18 protein-coding genes are annotated in these 19,939 nt (G+C 70.3%); 9 read left to right on the top strand and 9 right to left on the bottom strand.

The annotated features are described in order from the left end of the window. Window positions 1-63 precede the first annotated feature (63 nt). Both ACQHIV_RS28765 and ACQHIV_RS28760 read left to right on the top strand, forming a co-directional pair. On the top strand, window positions 64-348 hold the full coding sequence (locus tag ACQHIV_RS28765; RefSeq protein ID WP_427886869.1) for a type IV toxin-antitoxin system AbiEi family antitoxin domain-containing protein: 285 nt from the start codon (window positions 64-66) through the stop codon (window positions 346-348). 42 nt (window positions 349-390) lie between these two features. Then, window positions 391-1,017, top strand: coding sequence for a hypothetical protein (locus ACQHIV_RS28760; RefSeq protein ID WP_427886867.1), 627 nt, complete (start codon window positions 391-393; stop codon window positions 1,015-1,017). A 27-nt stretch (window positions 1,018-1,044) separates the two neighbouring features. Here ACQHIV_RS28760 and guaD read toward each other — a convergent pair whose 3' ends face one another. The 6 genes from guaD to ACQHIV_RS28730 all read right to left on the bottom strand — a co-directional run bounded on the left by guaD (window position 1,045) and on the right by ACQHIV_RS28730 (window position 10,798). Beyond that, on the bottom strand, window positions 1,045-2,322 hold the full coding sequence (gene guaD, locus ACQHIV_RS28755; RefSeq protein WP_427886865.1) for a guanine deaminase: 1,278 nt from the start codon (window positions 2,320-2,322) through the stop codon (window positions 1,045-1,047). Further along, the gene (xdhC, locus tag ACQHIV_RS28750; RefSeq protein WP_427886864.1) at window positions 2,319-3,251 is read right to left on the bottom strand and encodes a xanthine dehydrogenase accessory protein XdhC; all 933 of its coding nucleotides are present in this window, start codon (window positions 3,249-3,251) and stop codon (window positions 2,319-2,321) included. Before xdhC ends, guaD begins: the two co-directional genes overlap by 4 nt. After that, on the bottom strand, window positions 3,239-5,566 hold the full coding sequence (gene xdhB, locus ACQHIV_RS28745; protein WP_427886863.1) for a xanthine dehydrogenase molybdopterin binding subunit: 2,328 nt from the start codon (window positions 5,564-5,566) through the stop codon (window positions 3,239-3,241). The genes xdhC and xdhB overlap by 13 nt, the downstream gene beginning before the upstream one ends. After that, window positions 5,563-7,188, bottom strand: a complete 1,626-nt coding sequence (locus tag ACQHIV_RS28740) for a xanthine dehydrogenase small subunit (protein WP_427886862.1) — start codon at window positions 7,186-7,188, stop codon at window positions 5,563-5,565. The genes xdhB and ACQHIV_RS28740 overlap by 4 nt, the downstream gene beginning before the upstream one ends. After that, window positions 7,185-9,098 carry a 2-oxo-4-hydroxy-4-carboxy-5-ureidoimidazoline decarboxylase gene (gene uraD / locus ACQHIV_RS28735; protein WP_427886860.1) on the bottom strand — a complete coding sequence of 638 codons (1,914 nt, stop codon included), beginning with the start codon at window positions 9,096-9,098 and terminating at the stop codon, window positions 7,185-7,187. The genes ACQHIV_RS28740 and uraD overlap by 4 nt, the downstream gene beginning before the upstream one ends. A gap of 128 nt (window positions 9,099-9,226) precedes the next feature. Further along, entirely contained in the window at window positions 9,227-10,798 is a 1,572-nt protein-coding gene (locus ACQHIV_RS28730) for a PucR family transcriptional regulator (RefSeq protein WP_427886858.1), read from the bottom strand. A gap of 154 nt (window positions 10,799-10,952) precedes the next feature. Between ACQHIV_RS28730 and ACQHIV_RS28725 the strand changes: the two genes are divergently transcribed. From ACQHIV_RS28725 to ACQHIV_RS28700, 6 genes are read left to right on the top strand one after another with little or no spacing between them, the layout of a single operon-like run. After that, entirely contained in the window at window positions 10,953-11,753 is an 801-nt protein-coding gene (locus ACQHIV_RS28725; protein WP_427886856.1) for a hydroxypyruvate isomerase family protein, read from the top strand. Between the two features lie 17 nt (window positions 11,754-11,770). Next, entirely contained in the window at window positions 11,771-12,655 is an 885-nt protein-coding gene (locus ACQHIV_RS28720; RefSeq protein WP_427886854.1) for a 2-hydroxy-3-oxopropionate reductase, read from the top strand. After that, complete coding sequence (gene gcl / locus ACQHIV_RS28715; RefSeq protein ID WP_427886853.1) at window positions 12,652-14,421, top strand: glyoxylate carboligase; 1,770 nt, start codon at window positions 12,652-12,654, stop codon at window positions 14,419-14,421. Before ACQHIV_RS28720 ends, gcl begins: the two co-directional genes overlap by 4 nt. A 1-nt stretch (window position 14,422) precedes the next feature. Then, entirely contained in the window at window positions 14,423-15,592 is a 1,170-nt protein-coding gene (locus tag ACQHIV_RS28710) for a glycerate kinase (protein WP_427886851.1), read from the top strand. Next, complete coding sequence (allB, locus tag ACQHIV_RS28705; RefSeq protein ID WP_427886849.1) at window positions 15,589-16,929, top strand: allantoinase AllB; 1,341 nt, start codon at window positions 15,589-15,591, stop codon at window positions 16,927-16,929. The genes ACQHIV_RS28710 and allB overlap by 4 nt, the downstream gene beginning before the upstream one ends. Next, window positions 16,926-17,741: a bifunctional allantoicase/(S)-ureidoglycine aminohydrolase gene (locus tag ACQHIV_RS28700; protein WP_427886847.1), complete on the top strand. Its 816-nt coding sequence runs from the start codon at window positions 16,926-16,928 to the stop codon at window positions 17,739-17,741. The genes allB and ACQHIV_RS28700 overlap by 4 nt, the downstream gene beginning before the upstream one ends. On the opposite strand, the gene ACQHIV_RS28695 is transcribed toward ACQHIV_RS28700, so the two are convergent. From ACQHIV_RS28695 to ACQHIV_RS28685, 3 genes are read right to left on the bottom strand one after another with little or no spacing between them, the layout of a single operon-like run. Beyond that, on the bottom strand, window positions 17,731-18,156 hold the full coding sequence (locus ACQHIV_RS28695; protein ID WP_427886845.1) for a GNAT family N-acetyltransferase: 426 nt from the start codon (window positions 18,154-18,156) through the stop codon (window positions 17,731-17,733). The genes ACQHIV_RS28700 and ACQHIV_RS28695 overlap by 11 nt on opposite strands. Before the next feature lie 34 nt (window positions 18,157-18,190). Further along, complete coding sequence (locus ACQHIV_RS28690; RefSeq protein WP_427886843.1) at window positions 18,191-18,730, bottom strand: GNAT family N-acetyltransferase; 540 nt, start codon at window positions 18,728-18,730, stop codon at window positions 18,191-18,193. A gap of 50 nt (window positions 18,731-18,780) precedes the next feature. Continuing rightward, the gene (locus tag ACQHIV_RS28685; protein WP_427886842.1) at window positions 18,781-19,140 is read right to left on the bottom strand and encodes a hypothetical protein; all 360 of its coding nucleotides are present in this window, start codon (window positions 19,138-19,140) and stop codon (window positions 18,781-18,783) included. Window positions 19,141-19,158: 18 nt separating this feature from the next. Between ACQHIV_RS28685 and ACQHIV_RS28680 the strand changes: the two genes are divergently transcribed. After that, entirely contained in the window at window positions 19,159-19,926 is a 768-nt protein-coding gene (locus ACQHIV_RS28680) for an SDR family NAD(P)-dependent oxidoreductase (protein WP_427886840.1), read from the top strand. Window positions 19,927-19,939: the final 13 nt, after the last annotated feature.

The raw sequence follows: 19,939 nt of genomic DNA, 5'->3' as shown, positions 1-19,939 counted from the left end.
GGGTTATCCACAAGGACGATCTGCGTGTCCGGGCTGGTCCTCAACGCCTGCACCTTCTTGGGCATGAACAGGAGATTGGAAGTGGTCGCGGCCGCCCGTGGCGGGTGGTTCACGCGTCCGGACGCCATCGCGGCCGGATACAGCGACAGCCAGGTGCGGCAGCGCGTGCAGAGCGGGCAGTGGCTCAGGTTGAGTTTCAACTCGTACGTCGACCCACGCGGCTGGCCCGCCGACGAATCCCCGTGGGACCGGGCGATCCGGCTGCACCTGCTCAACGTTCGGATGGCGAGCGAGCGGCTCGGGGACGTCGTCGTGAGTCATCAGTCCGCGGCGGCGCTGCACGGCTGACCCGTGTGGGGGACAGATCTGGCCAGACCACACTTCACCCGGGTGGCCTCCGGGCGTGCCCGCAGCGGTCGGGCGGTGCGGGTGCATCGCCGCGCCACCGCCGCCGACGAGATCGTGGAGCTCGGCGGCCTGCGAGTCACCAGCGTCGATCGCGCGATCGTGGAGACGACGTGTACCTCGACGTACGAGGTCGGCGTCGTTCTCGCCGATGCTGCGCTCCGGATGGATCTCACGAGTAGGGAGCGCCTGGGCGCGACCGTACGACGGCATCACCGCTGGCACGGGTCTCCCGCCGCGCGTGCGGCCGCGCAGTTTGCCAACGGCCTGAGCGAGTCCGTCGGGGAGTCGCGCTTCCGCGTGCTGCTGGCGAACCACGGCCTCCCCGCACCGGAGTTGCAGGTGGAGATCCGGGACGACACCGGTCGGCTGCTCGCGCGCGTCGACTTCCTGCTCGGCGGCGTGCTGGTGATCGAGTTCGACGGCGCGCTGAAGTACGTCGACGGTGCGGATGCTGTCGTCGCGGAGAAGTGGCGGGAGGACCGCCTCCGCGAGCGCGGGTACGGCGTACTCCGCTTCGGCTGGGCGGACCTCAACCGTGCGCACGAGACCGCCACGCGGATCTGGCGGGGGATCGCGAGACACCCGCCAGGGTCGCGCGACAAGCAATAGCGTGTCGCGCGACCCCGGCGGGGGTGGTCAGTGGAGGAGGTCGCCGTTGAGCCAGACGGCTTGGATGTCGGTGGGGGTGCCTAGGGTGAAGATTCGGGCTAGGGCTTCTTCGGTGTCTTCGGCGTGGGTGATCGCGACCGCCAGGGGGGAGCCTTCGGTGGGGCGGAGGAGTTGGGCGTCGAAGGCTTGGCCTACGGAGAGGTGGCCTACGTGGGGGAGGTCGAGGGCCTCGGCGCCGGCGGTGGTGGCCAGGTAGAGGAGGTGGGCTGCGGTGAGTGGGCGGCCCTGGTCGCCGAGGAGTTGCTGGCAGAAGTAGGCCTGGAGGCCTTCCTTGAGGAGGGAGAAGCCGGTGCCGGCGCCTACGTCGGAGCCGAGTGCGACGCGGACGCCGTACTGCAGGTGGCGCGTCAGCGGGAACAGTCCGCTGCCGAGGGCCGCGTTGCTCGTGGGGCAGTGGGCGACGGTGGCGCCGCTGGTTGCGAGGGTCTTGAGTTCGACGTCTGTCGGGTGCACGTTGTGGGCGAGCACGGTACGCCGGTCCACCAGGCCGTGCCGGTCGTACGTCGTGACGTAGTCGCTGCCGCCGAACAGGTCGGCGACCGTCGCGATCTCGGCCTCGTTCTCGTTCACGTGCGAGGTGAACAGGGCGCCGGGGATCGCCTCCATGAGTTCGCGGCAGGTGGCGAGCAGGTCGTCGGTGCAGGACAGGGAGAAGCGCGGCGTGACGGCGTACCGGTTGCGGCCGACGTTGTGCCAGCGGTTCGCGAGCGCGAGCGATTCGGCGTACGCGCGGACCGGGGTGGTGAGCAGTTCCGGCCGGAGCAGCCGGTCGCTCAGGACGAGGCCGCTCGTCACCCGCAGCCCGACCTGGGACGCGGCGGTGAAGAGCGCGTCGACGGCGTCGGTGTAGTGCGCGCCGAAGACCAGCGCGGACGTCGTACCGGCCGCCGCCAGCCCGCGGACGAACTCGTGCGCGACACCGGTCGCGTACTCGGCGTCGGCCATCCGCGCCTCCTCCGGGAGGGCGTACCGGTCCAGCCACTCGAGCAGCGGCAGGCCGAGGCCGCCGACCGCGCGGATCTGCGGGAAGTGCACGTGGGTGTCGACGAACCCGGGGAGTACGACGCCGTCGCGCAGGTCCACGACCTGCTCGGCGGGGTGTGCCTCGCGGATCTCCAGGTACGGGCCGCGGGCAACGATCACCCCGTTCTCGACGAGCAGGCCGGCGTCGCTGTCGACCCGCAGCCCGGCGCCCGCGAACGGGCTCTCCGGGGTGTCGATGAACGTGCCACGGTAGAGAGTCATGCTTGTGCCTTACGCTGAGCCGAGGCGGGGCGACGCTCGGCAGATCGAGCCGACACGGGAAGCCGCGCGGCGGACTGCGCCGAGGCCTGCGCCCCGGCGGTCTGGGCCGAAGCGGACTGCGCCTCGGCTGTCTGGGTGGTGAAGCGTTCGAGGAGCCAGGCGGCGACGCTGACCGCGATCACGGCCGGCTGCTTGCCGGTGAGGCCCGGGATGCCGATCGGGGTGGTGATCCGGGCGATCGCCGCGGGCGGGTTCCCGTCCTCGGCGAGCTTGCGCTGGAACCGGGTCCACTTCGCGCTCGACCCGATCAGCCCGATGGTGGCGAGCTGCTCGTTCCGGATCGCGGCGTCGCAGAGCGCGGCGTCCTCGGCGTGGTCGTGCGTCATGATCACCACATGCGTACCGGCCGGCAGTTCGCCGACGACCAGCTCGGGAAGCACCGGAACGTTGTGCACATGAACCTGCGCGACCGCATCGTCCAGTACGCCGAGCCGCTCGCCGGTCAGCTGATCCGCGCGCGAGTCGACGAGATGCAGCTCGATGTCGTGCCGCGCGAGGATCCGCGCCAGCTCGAGCCCCACATGCCCGACCCCGAAGATCGCCACCGACGGCACCACAGGCAACGGCTCCAGCAACAACTGCACCTCACCACCACAACACTGAACCCCGTGCTGGTACGGCGCCTTGTCCGACAACGCCGCGGTCAGCACCTCCGGACTGGTAACGCCTTGACCGATCATCGACCGTGAACGTTCCACCCCGAGCGCCTCCAGATTGCCACCGCCGACCGTTCCCCAGACGTTGTCCATGGCAACAACCATCTTCGCCCCGGCCTCCCGGGGCGCATGCCCGCGCACGGACAGCACCGTCACCAACACCCCAGCCTCACGCCGGGCCCGCAACCGCTGAACGGCCTTCACCCACTCCATGAGGCACCTCCTCGGGCCCGATCGAGCGCCCAATAGACAGCCTCGGGTGTGGCCGGGGACGGGAGGTCGACGCTGGTGCCGGGCGGGCCGAAGGCGGCGGCTGCTTGGCGTAGGGCTTCGCGGACGGAGAAGGCGAGCATGAGTGGGGGTTCGCCGACGGCCTTGGAGCCGTAGACCGCGCCCTCCTCGTGGGCCTTCTCCAGCAGCGTCACGTTGAAGACTTCCGGCATCTCGGAGAAGCTCGGGAGCTTGTACGTGCTGGCGGCCTGCGTCGACAGCCGGCCGGTCTTCGTGTCCCAGCGAAGGTCCTCCAGCGTCAGCCACCCGGCGCCCTGGACGAACCCGCCCTCGATCTGGCCGATGTCGATCAGCGGGCTGAGGCTGTCGCCGACGTCGTGCACGATGTCGACCCGCCGCAGCGTGTACGAACCGGTGAACCCGTCGACCTCCACCTCGGACGCGGCCACGCCGTACGCGAAGTACTTGAACGGCTCGCCGCGCATCGCGTTCGCGTCCCAGTGCAGGCCCTCGGTCCGGTAGAACCCGGCCGCCCACAGCTGTACCCGCTGCATGTAGGCCATGCCAACGATCTCGTTCCACGGTACGCCGTCGCCGGACAGCCCGCGGACGTCGCCGTCCACGAACCGTACGTCAGCCGGGCTGATCCCGAGCTTCCCGCCGGCGACCTGCGCGAGCCGCTCGCGGATCTGCTCGCACGCGTTCTTGATCGCCGCCCCGTTCAGGTCGGCCCCGGACGACGCCGCGGTCGCGGACGTGTTCGGCACCTTGTCGGTCCGCGTCGGCGCCAACCGCACCCTTTCGAGGGGTACGCCGAGGGTGGTCGCCGCGACCTGCAGCATCTTCGTGTGCAGCCCCTGTCCCATCTCGGTGCCGCCGTGGTTGATCAGCACCGATCCGTCCTTGTACACGTGCACCAGCGCGCCGGCCTGGTTGAACGCGGTCAGGTTGAACGAGATCCCGAACTTCACCGGCGTCATCGCCAACCCGCGCTTCGCGAACGGGTGCGCCGCGTTGAACTCCGCGATCTCCGCGACCCGCTCGTCGACGTCACCACGAGACAGCACCTGCGACCAGCAGGCCTCCAGTCGATCCGCGTGCCGCACCGGCTGTCCGTACGGCGTCGAGTCGCCGGGCTGGTAGAAGTTCCGCCGGCGCAGGTCCAGCGCGTCGTACCCGAGCAGCGGCGCGCACCGGCCGAGGATGTCCTCGATCACGAGCATCCCCTGCGGCCCGCCGAACCCGCGGAACGCGGTCTGCGACGTCTTGTTGGTCTTCGCGATCTGCCCGTCGACACGGACGTGCGGGATCTCGTACGCGTTGTCGATGTGGCACATCGCCCGGGCCAGCACCGGCTCCGACAGGTCGAGGCTCCAGCCGCCGTCGGCGGTGATCACGGCATCCAGCGCGACCAGCTTGCCGTCGTCGTCGAACCCGACTTTCCAGGCCGAGTGGAACCCGTGCCGCTTGCCCGACATCGTCATGTCCTGCGTCCGGTTCAGCCGCAACCGCACCGGCCGCCCGGTCAGCGTGGCACCGAGCGCCGCGATCGCCGCGAACCCGTGCGGCTGCATCTCCTTGCCGCCGAACCCGCCGCCCATCCGCAGGCACTGCACCGTCACCGAGTGACTGGCCAGCCCGAGCACATGCGCGACGATCTCCTGCGTCTCCGACGGGTGCTGCGTACTCGACTGCACGAAGATCTGCCCGTACTCGTCCACCAGCGCCAGCGCCGCGTGCGTCTCCAGGTAGAAGTGCTCCTGCCCGGCGAACTCGAACTCGCCGCTGAACACGTGCGCCGCACCCGCCAGCGCGGCCGGCACATCGCCGCGCTCCAGATGCCGCCCGATCCCCTGGAAGCTCCCGGCCTCGATCGCGTCGCGGACGCCGATCAGCGCCGGCAGCGGCTCGTACTCGACCTCGACGGCCGCAGCCCCGAGCCGCGCGGCCTCCAACGTCTCCGCGAGTACCCAGCACACCGCGTGCCCGTTGAACATCACCTCGTCCGGGAACAGCGGCTCGTCGTGTTTCACCCCGGCGTCGTTGACCCCCGGTACGTCGTCCGCGGTCAGCACCCGGACGACACCCGGGACGTCGTACGCCGGCTTGACCCGGAGCGCGACGATCCGTGCGTGGGCGTGCGGGGACTGCACCGGGAAGGCGTGCAGTACGTCGCGGGTGCGCATCACCAGGTCGTCCGTGTACAGAGCGGTCCCGGTGACGTGGAGCGCGGCGCTCTCGTGCGGGAGCGGTACGCCGATCGCGCCGGCGGCGGGGCGTTCGGACAGCGAGCTCATGCGATCGCCTCCTGGTGGTAGAAGCGCAGTAGCGACTGGCCGAGCATCGCGGAGCGGTACGACGAGCTCGCGCGGTGGTCGTCCATCGGCGTACCCTCGCTCGCCAGCACCGCGGCGGCGGTCCGTACGGTCGTCTCGTTCCACGGCCGGCCGGTCAGGGCGTGCTCGGTCGCGGTCGCGCGTAGTGGGGTGGCGGCGACGCCGCCGAGGCCGATCTTGGCGTCTTGTACGACGCCGTCGGTGATGGTGAGCGCGTAGCCGATCGCGACGCTGGAGATGTCGTCGAAGCGGCGCTTGGCGATCTTGTGGAACGCGGTGATCGGTGCCAAGGGCAACGGAAGCACGATCGTCCGGATCAGCTCGTCCGGCGCCTTCACGGTCTGCCTGTAGCCCGTGAAGTACTCAGCCAGCGGCACCACCCGCTCCCCCCGGCTCGACGCGAGCACCAGCCTCGCATCCAGTGCCAGGAGTGCGGGGGGTGTATCTCCAATAGGTGATCCGGTCCCCAAGTTCCCACCGATCGTCGCGCCGTTCCGGATCAGCCGAGACGCGAACTGCGGAAACAACTGCGCGAGCAACGGAACTCGCCCACTCAGCCTCCGCTCGATCTCCGTCAGGGTCAGCGCAGCGCCCAGTCGCACCTCGTCCGCGCCGAAGCTGAACTCGCGCAGCTCCTCCAGCCGGTCGATCGCGACCGTCAGCGGCGGACGGGACCCGAAGATGTTCACCTGTACGCCGAGGTCGGTCGAACCAGCCACTACCACCGCGTCGTCCCGCTCGCCCAGCACGGCCAGAGCAGCCTCAAGCGTGGGCGGGCGGAGGAACTCACCCTCGGCCGAGACCATCCCCGTCGGCGCGGCGGCCGGCGGCGGCGAGTCGCGGCGTACGGCGAACGCGTCGTCCTCCGCCGGCTCGTCCAGTGCGTAGGCAGCGTCGCGGATGGGCCGATACCCCGTACAGCGACAAAGGTTCCCGCTCAACGAGTGCAGGTCGAACCCGTTGGGGCCGTGCTCATGATCCCCGCCGCCTGCGGCGGCGGGAGGTGGGGAGGCGGGAGCCGCGTGCTCGATCGGGGCCGGGTCAGCTGCGTGCTCGGCTGGGGCGGTGTCAGGTGCGTGCTCGGTTGGGGCGGTGTCAGCTGCGTGCTTGGTTGGGGTGGTGTCGGCCGCGGGGTGGGAGGTTGCGGCCCCGGTGCGGCTGCTGGCCGACCGCGGCGCGCAGGTGCGGTTGGGGCGGTAGTACTCCGCGGCCATGCTGCAGATGAAGCCTGGGGTGCAGTAGCCGCATTGGGAGCCGCCGCGGACGGCCATCTCCTTCTGGACCGGGTGCAACTCGGCGGCCGACCCCAACCCCTCGGAGGTGATGACTTCCTGCCCGTCCAGTGAAGCGACGGGCAGCAGGCAGGCGTTCACGGCGGTCCACTCGGTCTCCGACGAGGTGCCGGGGCGGGCGACCAGGACCGAGCAGGCGCCGCACTCGCCTTCGGCGCAGCCCTCCTTCGCGCCGGTCAGACCCCGGTTGCGGAGCCAGTCGAGGACGGTGGTGTGGACGGAGACGTCACCGATCGGGGTGACGTCGCCGTTCACGGTCAGCGCGGGGGTGCGCAGGGCTTGCGTGGTCATCGGTTGCTGCTCCATCGGGTCCGCGCGGAGTGGATCGGGTTGGCGTCGGACACGAAGTCGTCGAACCGGTAGCCGGCGATCTTCGCGATCTCGAGCAGGGCGGCCGCGTGCTCCTGGTTCGCGCAGTTCCCGAGCCGTTCGCGGCCCTGCTCGAGGATCCGTTCGTACGACTCGGCGTCCCGTACCGAGATCACCAGCGGGAACCCGAAGCGGTCCTCGTACGCCGACGTGATCGCGGTCAGCTCGTCCCGCTCGGGATCGCCGAGGAACGTCAGCCCCTTGTCGGACTGGTCCCGCAGCGACGCCTCGCCGCTCAGCCCGTCGGCGACGAACTGCGACCCGAGCTGCGGGTACGCCTGGATCAGTTCGACCTGTTCCTCGCGGGACCCGGAGAACAACGCCTCCTGGAACGACCGCCGGAGCGCGTGCGTGTCGGCGTACGGCCGCATCTCCCAGGCCCGCTCGACCGCCCAGCGCGGCCCCTGGAACAGGCCGCCGAACGTCTCGACGAACTGCTCGCGGGTCATCTGGTCGACCTGGTCGAGCCGGACCGTGTCGCCGGGCTGTCCCGCGACCGCCGGGCCGTAGTTCTTGCCGACGTGGTGGAACAGGATGTTCAGGAAGATCGCGGTCAGGCTGCCGAGCGTGATGCCGCTGCCGAAGATGATCTGGGCCCAGTGCGGCACCGCCTGCGCGACCTGCGGCTGCGCGGTCACGTACATCGCCAGCCCGACGCTGGTCGCGACGATCACCACGTTCCGGTGGTCGTGGAAGTCGACCTTCGCGAGCGTCTGGAACCCGACCACGGCGACCGTCGCGAACATCGCCAGCGCCGCGCCGCCGAGCACCGGATGCGGTACGCCGGCCACGATCGCGCCGGCCTTCGGCAGCAGCCCGATCAGGATCATGATCGCCCCGGCGGTGGCGACCACCCAGCGGCTGCGGATCCGGGTCAGCCGGACCAGACCGACGTTCTCCGCGAAGCACGTGTACGGGAACGAGTTGAAGACGCCGCCGATCGTGGTCGCCAGGCCGTCGGCGCGTAGCGCCCGGGCGATGTCGTCGCGGCCGATCCGCTTCTCGACGATCTCGCCGGTCGCGAACACGTCACCGGTGGTCTCGACCGCGGTGATCAGCATCACCACGACCATCGAGATGATCGCCGCGACCGAGAACTTCGGCCAGCCGAAGTAGAACGGCTGCGTCACGCCGACCCAGGCCGCGTCGTGCACCGCGCTGAAGTGCGCGTCGCCGAAGGCCCAGGCCACCAGCGTGCCGGCCACCAGGCCGACGAGTACGGCGATGGTCGCCATGAACCCCTTGAACACGCGCTGGATCAGCACGATCAGCGCCAGCGTGCCGAGCGCGTACGCCATGTTCTTGCCGCTGGTCGGAGCCGCCGTCGGCCCCGCCCCGCCGACCGCGTCCCCCGCCGCGACCGGCAGCAGCGCCAGGCCGATGATCGTGATCACCGAGCCGGTCACCACCGGCGGGAAGAACCGGATCAGCTTGCTGAAGTACGGCGCGATGAAGAACGTCGCCAGGCCGGCGACCAGGACCGAGCCGTAGATCACCAGCAGACCGTTGGTACCACCACCGGCCGCGAGCCCGATCGCGATCATCGGCGACACCGCCGTGAACGTGACGCCCTGCAGCAGCGGCAGCCGGACGCCGACCTTCCAGAACCCGACGGACTGGATGATCGAGGCGATCCCGCAGGTGAAGAGGTCCGCGTTGATCAGGTGGATGAGCTGCTGGGTGTTCAGGCCGATCGCGCTGGCGAGCAGGATCGGTACGATCACCGCCCCGGCGTAGAACGCCAGCACGTGCTGGGCGCCGTACACCGCGAGCTTGCCGGGTGGCAGCACCTGGTCTACGGGATGGCGACTGGGTCGCAGGTTTGCCTTCATCGGGGACGCTCCTCGGCGCGGGGGATGTGACCTGCACCTGAGCATCGGCTCAACAGTCTGTGGATTGCACCCGGTGAACCTCCGAAGATGAACAGCCGGAGAACGCCCTGTTTTGTGTGATCACACAGTTACAGGGACTTGAGTGCGAGGAACACGTCCACCCGGTCCTCGAGGCTCGACAGATCGCGTCCGGTCAGTTGCTCAACGCGTTCGATCCGGTAGCGAACGGTGTTGACGTGCAGGTGCAGCGACTCCGCCGTACGCGTCCAGGAACACGAGCAGGCGAGGAACTCCTGCAGCGTCATCAGCAGGTCGGCGTGGGTACGCCGGTCGTGGTCGATCACCGCTCCGAGGACGCGGTTGCTGTACGTACGCCGTACGTCGTCGGGCAGCGTGGCGAGCAGGAGGACGTGCGAGGCGACCTCGTCCGATGTGACCACGGAGACCGGTGCGCGGGCCGCCCCGGCCGCGCGCTGGGCGAACCGGGCCTCCTCGAGTGCGCCGGCGAGCGCGTCGATCGCCGTCTCGCCGCTGATCCCGACGGCGAGATGGGCGCGGTTCAGTCCGGGAGCGAGCCGGCCGAAGGCGCGCCGGAGGTGCTCCGGGAGCTCCGGCGTGAACGGCAGGAAGCCGACGAGCAGACCGTCGCGGCCGGGCGCGACGACCGCGGGACCGACCGTCAGCGCGACGTCTTCGACCAACGTCAGCGCGACCTCGCTGGGGCCGCCGGTGCCGTCGTCACGGAGGCCGGCGACCGCGACAACCAGGGGTCGTTCCGAATGCGCGCCCGCCTGCCGCAGCCGCGCGGCGACCTCGGTCTGCGGCGCGCCGGACTCCACCAGCGCGAGCGCGTCCGCGACCAACGGCCGGAGCGCCCGGCGCCCCTCGTCACGCCGGGCCCGGTCGAGCGCCGCGATCGCACACAACTCGTGCACCGCCTCGACGTGGTCGTGCGACCAGGTCGTGTGATCCCCGTCGATCACCAGAAACCACGCCGTCAGCCGATTCCCAAACCCCGACCCCACCGGAAACAAGCTGTACGCACCCGCCGAGCCCGCTGCAGCGGACTCGCCCGGCGTGGGAGCGGCGGCGACTGCCGGCATGCGGTCCGCGGTGAGGAAGCGGCGGGCGATGGCGTCGACGGTGTCGGGGTCCAGTTCGCCGGGGCCTGGTACGACGTGCCGGCCGGTCGGGGTCAGTACTCGGCAGTCGTGGCCGATTTCGGCGGAGATTCGGGCGGCGAGTTCGTCCAGGCTGCGGCCGGCCGCGATCGACGACAGCAGCTGCCGCTGCCGGACCAGGCTGGCCGACAGCCGCGCGCCGGTCTCCGCCGACCCGGCCGCTGCGACGTACTCCGTGACGTCCGCGAACGCGACCTCGATCGGCACCTCGACGAGCGTCATCTGATGCTCGCGGCAGGCCGCCAGCAGATCCTCCGGTACGTCGCCCAGCTGCGCCTTGCCCGCGAGGATCGTGGTCGCCCCGCGGGCCGCGACCGACGCCACGAACACCGCGCTGTCCTCCGGCTGCCGCCGCCAGACCAGTCCGGTCAGGACCACCTCGCCGCCGCTCAGGTACCGCCCCGGCTCCAGCAGGTCGGTCGTCACCAGCCGGCCGATCGGGCGGTCCAGTACGCCGCCCGCGGAGTACAGCAGGCGCAGCCCGAGCTCAGGCGCGTCCAGCAGTTCGGCGAGCAACACGGCGTACCTCCTTTAGAGGAACGTACAACGCGCGCGTACGCGGGGGACAGCCCTCATATAGGACTCACGGACGCTTGACGGCCCGCATCCGCCGACTTATCGTCTATTTCGCAGAACAGAAATCAAGTTCCACAATGCGGAAGTTGGAGACGGGATGAGTCACCAGTTGCGGTACACGGTGAACTGTTCGTTGCTCTTCACCGAGCTGCCCCTGCTCGAGCGGCCCGCGGCCGCCCAGCGGGCCGGGTTCAGTGCGGTGGAGTTCTGGTGGCCGTTCGTCGAGGCCGTCCCGCCGGACCGCCAGGTCGACGCGTTCGTGAACGCCGTCACCGACGCCGGCGTCCAGCTGACCGGCCTGAACTTCTTCGCCGGCGACATGCCCGGCGGCGACCGCGGCCTGGTGTCCTGGCCGAAGCGGTCCGGCGAGTTCCGGGACAACATCGACGTCACGGTCGGCATCGGCGAGCGGCTCGGCACCCAGGGCTTCAACGCGCTGTACGGCAACCGCGTGGACGGCGCGACCGAGCAGGAGCAGGACGACGTCGCGGTCGAGAACCTTGCGTTGGCCGCCCAGGCCGCCGCCCGGATCGGCGCCACCGTCCTGCTCGAGCCGGTCAGCGGCGCCCCGCGGTACCCGATCAAGCTCGCCGCCGACGCGCTCGAGGTGATCGACCGCGTGCAGGCAGCGAACCTCGGGCTGCTCGCGGACCTGTACCACCTCGCGGTCAACGGCGACGACGTCGACCGGGTGATCGCCGAGCACACCGACCGGGTCGCGCACGTGCAGATCGCCGACAACCCGGGCCGCAACGAGCCCGGCACCGGCACGCTCCCGCTCGACCAGCAGCTCAGCGCCCTGGAGGCGAACGGCTACGCCGGCTGGGTCGGGCTCGAGTACAAGCCGTCCACCACGACCGAAACAAGCTTCGGCTGGCTGCCGTTCGAGCGCCGCTGAATTCCCTAGGAGACGAAATGACGAACATCGCCTTCATCGGCCTCGGCATCATGGGCAACCCGATGGCCGTCCACCTCGCCAACGCCGGACACAGCGTGACCGGTGTCGACCGCAGCGCCGAGCGCGCCGCCCCGCTGGTCGAGGCCGGCGGCCGAGCCGTCCCCACGATCGCCGAGGCGGTCAAGGGCGCCGACGTGATCTGCGTGATGGTGCCCGACTCGCCGGACGTCCAGGAGGTCCTGGAAGGCGAGAACGGCGTCTTCCAGAACGCCGACACCGGCGCCCTGATCATCGACTTCTCCAGCATCCGCCCGGACGTCACGCAGCAGCTCGCCGAGCAGGCCCGCGCGCTCGGCTTCCGGCTGCTCGACGCCCCGGTCTCGGGCGGCGAGGCGGGCGCCAAGAACGCCGCGCTGTCGATCATGGTCGGCGGCGAGGCGGACGACTTCGCGCAGGCCAAGTCCGTGTTCGACGCGGTCGGCAAGACCGTCGTGCACGTCGGCCCGAGCGGCTCCGGCCAGACCGTGAAGGCGGCCAACCAGCTGATCGTCGCCGCGAACATCCAGGCGGTCGCCGAGGCGGTCGTGTTCCTGGAGGCGTACGGCGTCGACACGAAGGCGGCCCTCGAGGTACTGGGCGGCGGCCTGGCGGGTTCGGCCGTACTGAACCAGAAGAAGGAGAACATGCTGTCACGCTCCTTCGAGCCCGGGTTCCGGATCGACCTGCACCACAAGGACATGGGCATCGTCACCGCGGCCGCCCGCGAGGCCGGCGTCGTCGTACCGCTGGGCGCCCTGGTCGCGCAGTTGGTCGCGTCCGCCCGCGCGAACGGCGACGGCAAGCTCGACCACTCGGCGCTGCTCCGCGGTGTGGAGCGCCTGTCCGGAAAGGCGATCGCATGACCCGGATGCGGGCGGTCGACGCCGCCGTACTGATCCTGGAGAAGGAAGGCTCGACGCAGGCCTTCGGGCTGCCGGGGGCCGCGATCAACCCGTTCTACAGCGCGATGCGCGCGCACGGCGGGATCAAGCACGTGCTCGCCCGGCACGTCGAGGCCGCGTCGCACATGGCCGAGGGGTACACCCGGGCCAAGGCCGGCAACATCGGCGTCTGCATCGGTACGTCGGGGCCGGCCGGCACCGACATGATCACCGGGCTGTACTCCGCGGCCGCGGACTCGATCCCGATCCTGTGCATCACCGGCCAGGCGCCGGTCGCGAAGCTGCACAAGGAGGACTTCCAGGCCGTCGACATCTCCGCGATCGCCAAGCCGGTCGCGAAGTGGGCGGTCACCGTGATGGAGGCCGCGCAGGTCCCGGGCACCTTCCAGAAGGCGTTCCAGGTGATGCGCGAAGGCCGTCCGGGTCCGGTGCTGATCGACCTGCCGATCGACGTCCAGCTGGCCGAGATCGACTTCGACATCGCGACGTACGAGCCGCTTCCGGTCTCCCGTCCCGCGGCCACCCGGGCGCAGGCGGAGAAGGTGCTCGACATGCTCGCGGCCGCCGAGCACCCGCTGATCGTCGCGGGCGGCGGCATCATCAACGCCGACGCGGCCGACCTGCTGGTCGAGTTCGCCGAGCTGACGGGCGTTCCCGTCGTACCGACGTTGATGGGCTGGGGTGCGATCGCGGACGACCACCCGTTGAGTGCGGGCATGGTCGGGCTGCAGACGTCGCACCGGTACGGGAACGCGACGCTGCTGGCGTCCGACCTGGTGCTCGGGATCGGCAACCGGTGGGCGAACCGGCACACCGGCGGGCTGGACGTGTACCGCGGCTCTCGCAAGTTCATCCACGTCGACATCGAGCCGACGCAGATCGGGCGGGTGTTCGCGCCCGACTACGGTGTGGTGTCGGACGCGCGCGCCGCGCTGGAGGTCTTCGTCCAGGTCGCCCGCGAGCGGGCCGGTTCGCTGCCGGATCGTACGGCGTGGGCCGCGGAGTGCCGTGAGCGTAAGACCACGCTGCAGCGGAAGACGCACTTCGACGCGGTGCCGATCAAGCCGCAGCGGGTGTACGAGGAGATGAACCGCGCGTTCGGGCCGGACGTCCGGTACGTGTCGACGATCGGGCTGTCGCAGATCCAGGCGGCGCAGATGCTGCACGTGTACCGGCCGCGGCACTGGATCAACGCCGGCCAGGCCGGGCCGCTCGGGTGGACCGTGCCGGCCACGTTGGGTGTCGCGACCGCGGATCCGGACAGCACTGTCGTGGCGCTGTCGGGGGACTACGACTTCCAGTTCCTGATCGAGGAGCTGGCGGTCGGGGCGCAGTTCAACATCCCGTACATCCACGTCGTGGTGAACAACTCGTACCTCGGCCTGATCCGTCAGGCGCAGCGGAACTTCGACATGGACTACTGCGTGCAGCTGTCCTTCGAGAACATCAACAGCCCGGAGGTCGCGGGGTACGGCGTCGACCACGTGAAGGTCGTCGAAGGCCTCGGCTGCAAGGCGCTGCGGGTGTCCGAGCCGGACGGGATCCTGCCGGCGCTGGAGCAGGCGAAGAAGCTGATGGTCGAGCACCGGGTGCCGGTCGTCGTCGAGGTCATCCTGGAGCGGGTCACGAACGTGTCGATGGGGGTCGAGATCGACAACGTGATCGAGTTCGAGGACCTGGCGATCGCGCCCGAGGACGCGCCCACGGCGCTCGCGTTGCTGGACTGACATGGCGACGGCGTCGTTCGAGGGGTTCGGCCTGCGGATGGTGGTCGCCTCGGACAAGTTCAAGGGAACGCTGACCAGCGCCGAGGTCGCGGAAGCGGTCGGCGCCGGGGTACGACGAGTCTGCCCCGACGCCACCGTGACCTCGGTCCCCGTAGCCGACGGCGGCGACGGCACCCTGTCGGCCGCCGTCGCCGCCGGCTACACCCTGCACCCGGTCACCGCCTCCGGCCCCACCGGGGAACCGGTGGCGTCCGGGTACGCCCGCCTGGGCGACACCGCGGTAGTGGAACTGGCCGACGTCTCCGGCCTGGTCCGCCTGCCGGGTGGAGTACCTGCCCCGCTCACGGCGACGTCGTACGGCACCGGCCAGGTCATCGCGGCCGCCGTAGACGCCGGCTGCACCCGAATCATCCTCGGCATCGGCGGAAGCGCCTCCACCGACGGGGGCCGAGGCCTGGTCGAGGGGCTCGCCGGGCGCCTTTGCGGAAACAATTCGGCGCTATGCGACGGAAATGTTCCGAAGAGCGGTGGTGGCCTCGACCTGGTGGCGCTTCGGCGGCGGTTGGACGGTGTGGAGGTTGTGGTTGCTTGTGATGTGGACAATCCGTTGACCGGGCCTCGGGGGGCGGCGGCTGTTTACGGGCCGCAGAAGGGGGCTACGGCGGCGCAGGTTGTCGAGTTGGATCGGCGGCTCGGGGAGTGGGCGGATCTGGTGGCTCGGGAGACCGGGGCCGATCTGCGCGACACCCCGGGTGCGGGTGCGGCCGGCGGGGTCGGGTTCGCGGCGATCGCGTTGCTCGGTGCCGAGTTGCGGCCCGGGATCGACCTCGTGCTGGAGATGGTGCGGTTCAGCGAGAAGGTCGCCGGTGCGGACCTGGTGGTCACCGGCGAAGGCGCGCTCGACGAACAAACCCTGCACGGGAAAGCCGTCGCCGGAGTAGCAGCTGCCGTCCACAGACCTGGCGTACAGGTAGTAGCGGTCTGCGGTGTGAACAAGCTCGCCCCGAACCAGCTCAAGGGCATCGGTGTCGCGGCGGCGTACGCCCTCACTGACCTCGAGCCCGACGTACGGCGGTGCATCGCCGAACCCCGCCCGCTCCTCGAAGAGCTCGGGGAACGGATCGCGGTGGAGCACCTTACGATGACACGAAGAGAGAAAGGCATCGCATGAACGCTCTGGATCTCGTGATCAGGTCCCGCCGGGTGGTGCGCGGCGGAGGCGAGCAGGCGGCCGCGATCGGCGTCCGGGACGGCCGGATCGTCGCGATCTCGCCGTACGACGCCGACCTCGACGCCGCGGCCGATGTCCGGCTGGCCGACGACGAGGTGCTGCTGCCGGGGCTCGTCGACTCCCACGTGCACGTGAACGACCCGGGCCGCACCGACTGGGAGGGTTTCACCTCCGCGACCAAGGCCGCGGCGGCCGGCGGCGTCACCACGATCGTCGACATGCCGCTGAACAGCATCCCGCCGACCTGCGACGTACCGGCGCTCACCCTGAAGCGGAAGACCGCCGAGACCCAGGCGTACGTCGACGTCGGCTTCTGGGGTGGCGCGATCCCGGGCAACGCCCCCGACCTCCGCCCGCTGCACGACGCCGGCGTCTTCGGCTACAAGTGCTTCCTCCTGCACTCCGGCGTCGACGAGTTTCCGCCGCTGGACCCGGCGCAGCTCGGCGAGGCGATGCGCGAGATCGCGAGCTTCGACGGTCTGCTGATCGTGCACGCCGAGGACGCGCACCGGATCGACGAGGCGACCCAGCCCGACGGCGCGAGCTACGAGGCCTTCCTCAACTCCCGGCCCCGTACGGCGGAGAACGAGGCGGTGCAGCACGTCATCGACCTCGCCCGCGAGACCGGCTGCCGGGTCCACATCCTGCACGTCTCGAGCGCCGAGGTCCTCCCGCTGCTCGCGAAGGCCCGCGCGGACGGCGTACGGATCAGCGCCGAGACCTGCCCGCACTACCTCAGCTTCGACGCGGAGGACATCCCGGACGGCGCCACGCAGTACAAGTGCTGCCCGCCGATCCGCGAGGCCGCGAACCGCGAGCTGCTCTGGGACGGCCTCCGCGACGGCACCATCGACCAGATCGTGTCCGACCACTCGCCGTCCACGATCGACCTCAAGCACCTGGACACCGGCGACTTCGGTACCGCCTGGGGCGGGATCGCCTCGCTCCAGCTCGGCCTGTCCGCGATCTGGACCGAGGCCCGCGACCGCGGGTTCGCCCTGGCGGACGTGGTCCGCTGGATGGCCGAGGCGCCCGCCGCCCAGACCGGCCTGAGCACGAAGGGCCGGATCGAGGTCGGGTACGACGCCGACCTGTGCGTGCTCGCCCCCGACGAGACGTTCACCGTCGACGTGCACCAACTCCAGCACAAGAACGCCATCACGCCGTACGACGGCCGCACGCTGACCGGGGTCGTCCGCGGCACCTGGCTGCACGGCGTACCCGTCGACCTCGCCGCCGACCCGCGCGGCTGCCTGCTGACCCGAGGAGAACGATGACCTTCTATGCCCCGAAGGGCGGGCTGCCGCCGCAGACCCAGCTGACCACCGACCGCGCGGTCTTCACCGAGGCGTACGCCGTGCTGCCGCGCGGCACGATGACGGACATCGTCACCAGCCGGCTGCCGTTCTGGGACGACACCCGGCTGTGGGTGATCGCGCGGCCGCTGTCCGGGTTCGCGGAGACGTTCTCGCAGTACATCGTCGAGGTCGCGCCCGGCGGCGGCAGCGACCGGCCGGAGACCGACCCGGCCGCGGAGGCCGTGCTGTTCGTTGTCTCAGGCAACATCGTGCTGACGGTGGCGGGCGAGAAGCACACGCTCACCGAGGGCGGGTACGCGTACCTGCCGCCGGGCGGCGACTGGGCTGTGCGGAACACCAGCGACGCCCCGACGACCTTCCACCTGGTGCGGAAGGCGTACGAGCGGGTCGACGGGATCGACGTACCGCCGGCGCTGGTCACCAACGAGGCGGACGTCGAGGGCCGGGAGATGCCCGACACCGACGGCGCGTGGCAGACGCAGCGGTTCGTGGACCCGGACGACGTACGTCATGACATGCACGTGAACATCGTGACGTTCGAGCCCGGCGGGGTGATCCCGTTCCCGGAGACGCACGTGATGGAGCACGGGCTGTACGTGCTCGAGGGCAAGGCGATCTATCTCCTGAACAAGGACTGGGTCGAGGTCCAGGAGGGCGACTTCATGTGGCTCCGCGCCTTCTGCCCGCAGGCCTGCTACGCCGGCGGGCCGGGGCGCTTCCGCTACCTGCTCTACAAGGACGTCAACCGGCACCCCAAGCTCACGTTGTGAGGTCCTTCCGGAAGTAGATCCGGTTGATCCCGTCACTGCTCGGCACCCGGCCGAACTCCGTCCACCCGTGGCGGGAGTAGAAGTCGGGTGCCTGGAAGCTGATCGTGTACAGGACTCCGCTGACGCAGCCGCGGCGCCGCGCCTCTTGCTCGGCGTCCGCGAGGATCCTGCTGCCCAGCCCGGCGCCGCGGAGCTTCTCCGGCAGGTAGAGCAGGTCGACGAACCACAACCCGAGCGACGTACGCCCGGTGAGGCCGCCGATGGTCTGACCGGAGACGGGATCCTTGACCAACACGGCCAACGGACGGCGGTTGTGGACGCCGGCAGCCTCGAAGTTGAACGTGTCCAGGCCGTCGGAGACCGCGGCCTCGTCGGCCTCGGTCGGTACGTCGGTCAGTAGCAGCTCGGGTGTCACATCCGACGACGCTAGCGGGCGCCACCGACAGTTCTCAGCTGACGATGCGGACCGGGCGGCTCGGCGGGTCGAGGGGATCGGTGAGCAGCCGGGCGTGGCGTTCGACGTCGTACCGGGTGCCGTCGAAGGCGAGGCGCTGGCGTTCGACGCCCTCGGAGAGGAAGCCGGCGCCGGCCGCGACCGCGCAGGAGGCCGGGTTGTCGAGTTGATGGCCCAGCTCGAGGCGGTACAGGCCGGCCTCGTGGTGGGCCCAGTTCGCGAGCGCGCGGAGGGCGTCCCGCGCGACGCCGTGGCCGCGGACGTCGGCGAGCGTCCAGTACCAGGTCCAGCCGACCCGGTGCCGGTCGATGTTCGTCACCCCCACGCACCCGATCGGGTGGTCGTCCGCGTCCGCCACGGCGTACACGTGCCCGTTGTCGAGGTCCGCGACCCGCCCGATCCAGTCGACCGCTGACGCCCGGTCCACGATCCCGCCCTGGTTCACCATCGCCGGATCATCGTGCGCCGCCGCCAGCCGCAACGCATCCCCAGTCCGCCACCGCCGGAGCCCGAGCTCCCCGAGCGCGTATCCCATCCAACGAAAATACCCCCGCCACCGAATCGCCATCCCAGCGCACGGCGCGTTCACCCCCAGTTCACCGAGACCCCACCGCAGATCGCGACCAGCACGTTGAGCACCTCAACCAGCCGGTCGCCCCGCGGGATCTTCCCCTCGTACACCCAATACGTCGTCTCCGGATCGAAGGTGAACGTCAGGCCGTGCCCCGTCCCGAGGCACAGGACAGCCCCGATCACCCCGCCGAGCATCAGTCCCAGCGGGACCGCTACGGAGGATGGTGTGGCGGTTGTTGCGATCACCAGTGCGATCAGGTAGCCGGCGCCGGTGAAGACGAGGCAGCGGCCGCGGGCGTGGGCGACCAGGCGGAGGAGGGCGACGCCGGTCGGCCACGCGACATACGCGGCGAGGAGAACGGTACGCGGCACTGGTAGAGGATAGGGCGCATGGGATATCTGGATTTCAGGGATCAGGTTGTGGTGGTGACCGGGGCCAGCAGCGGGATCGGGGCCGCGGCGGCGGTGGGGTTCGCGGAGGCCGGGGCGACGGTCGCGCTGCACTACCACCGCAACGAGGAGGGGGCCAAGCACACCGTCGGGGCGGTGCAGACGGCGGGCGGTACGGCGTCGCTTCACCAGGCGGACCTTGCCGACCCGAAGGCGGCGGACGCGTTCGTCGACGAGGTGCTCGCGCAGCACGGGCGGATCGACGTACTCGTGAACAACGCCGGCGACCTGGTCCACCGGTCCCCGATCGCCGACGTACCGGACGACGAGTTCCACCGGATCCTGGACGTCAACCTGACCTCGGTGTTCGCGCTCAGCCGGCGGATCGTGCCGGTGTTCAAGGCGCAGGCCGGCGGGTCGATCGTCAACGTCACGTCGATCGCCGGGCGAACCGGTGGGGCGGGTGGTTCGGTGGTCTACGCCACGTCGAAGGGCGCCGTGAGTACGTTCACCCGCGGCCTGGCGAAGGAGCTGGCGCCGGACGGGATCCGGGTGAACGCGATCGCGCCGGGCGTGATCAAGACGCCGTTCCACGACCGGCACACGGGTGACGCGCAGATGCAGGCGATGCTGGCGACCATCCCGATGGGCCGGACCGGTACGCCGCACGAATGCGTCGGGACGATCCTGTTCCTCGCGTCCGACCGAATGGCGTCGTACGTCACCGGCCAGATCATCGAGATCAACGGCGGGCAACTAACTCCATAGTTCAAAGGCTCTT

Origin of the sequence: Kribbella polygonati (genome assembly GCF_050320105.1) — a bacterium.
Lineage (GTDB): Bacteria > Actinomycetota > Actinomycetes > Propionibacteriales > Kribbellaceae > Kribbella.
Note: the sequence above shows the minus strand (reverse complement) of the source record. Positions and strands in the feature narration are given on the sequence as shown.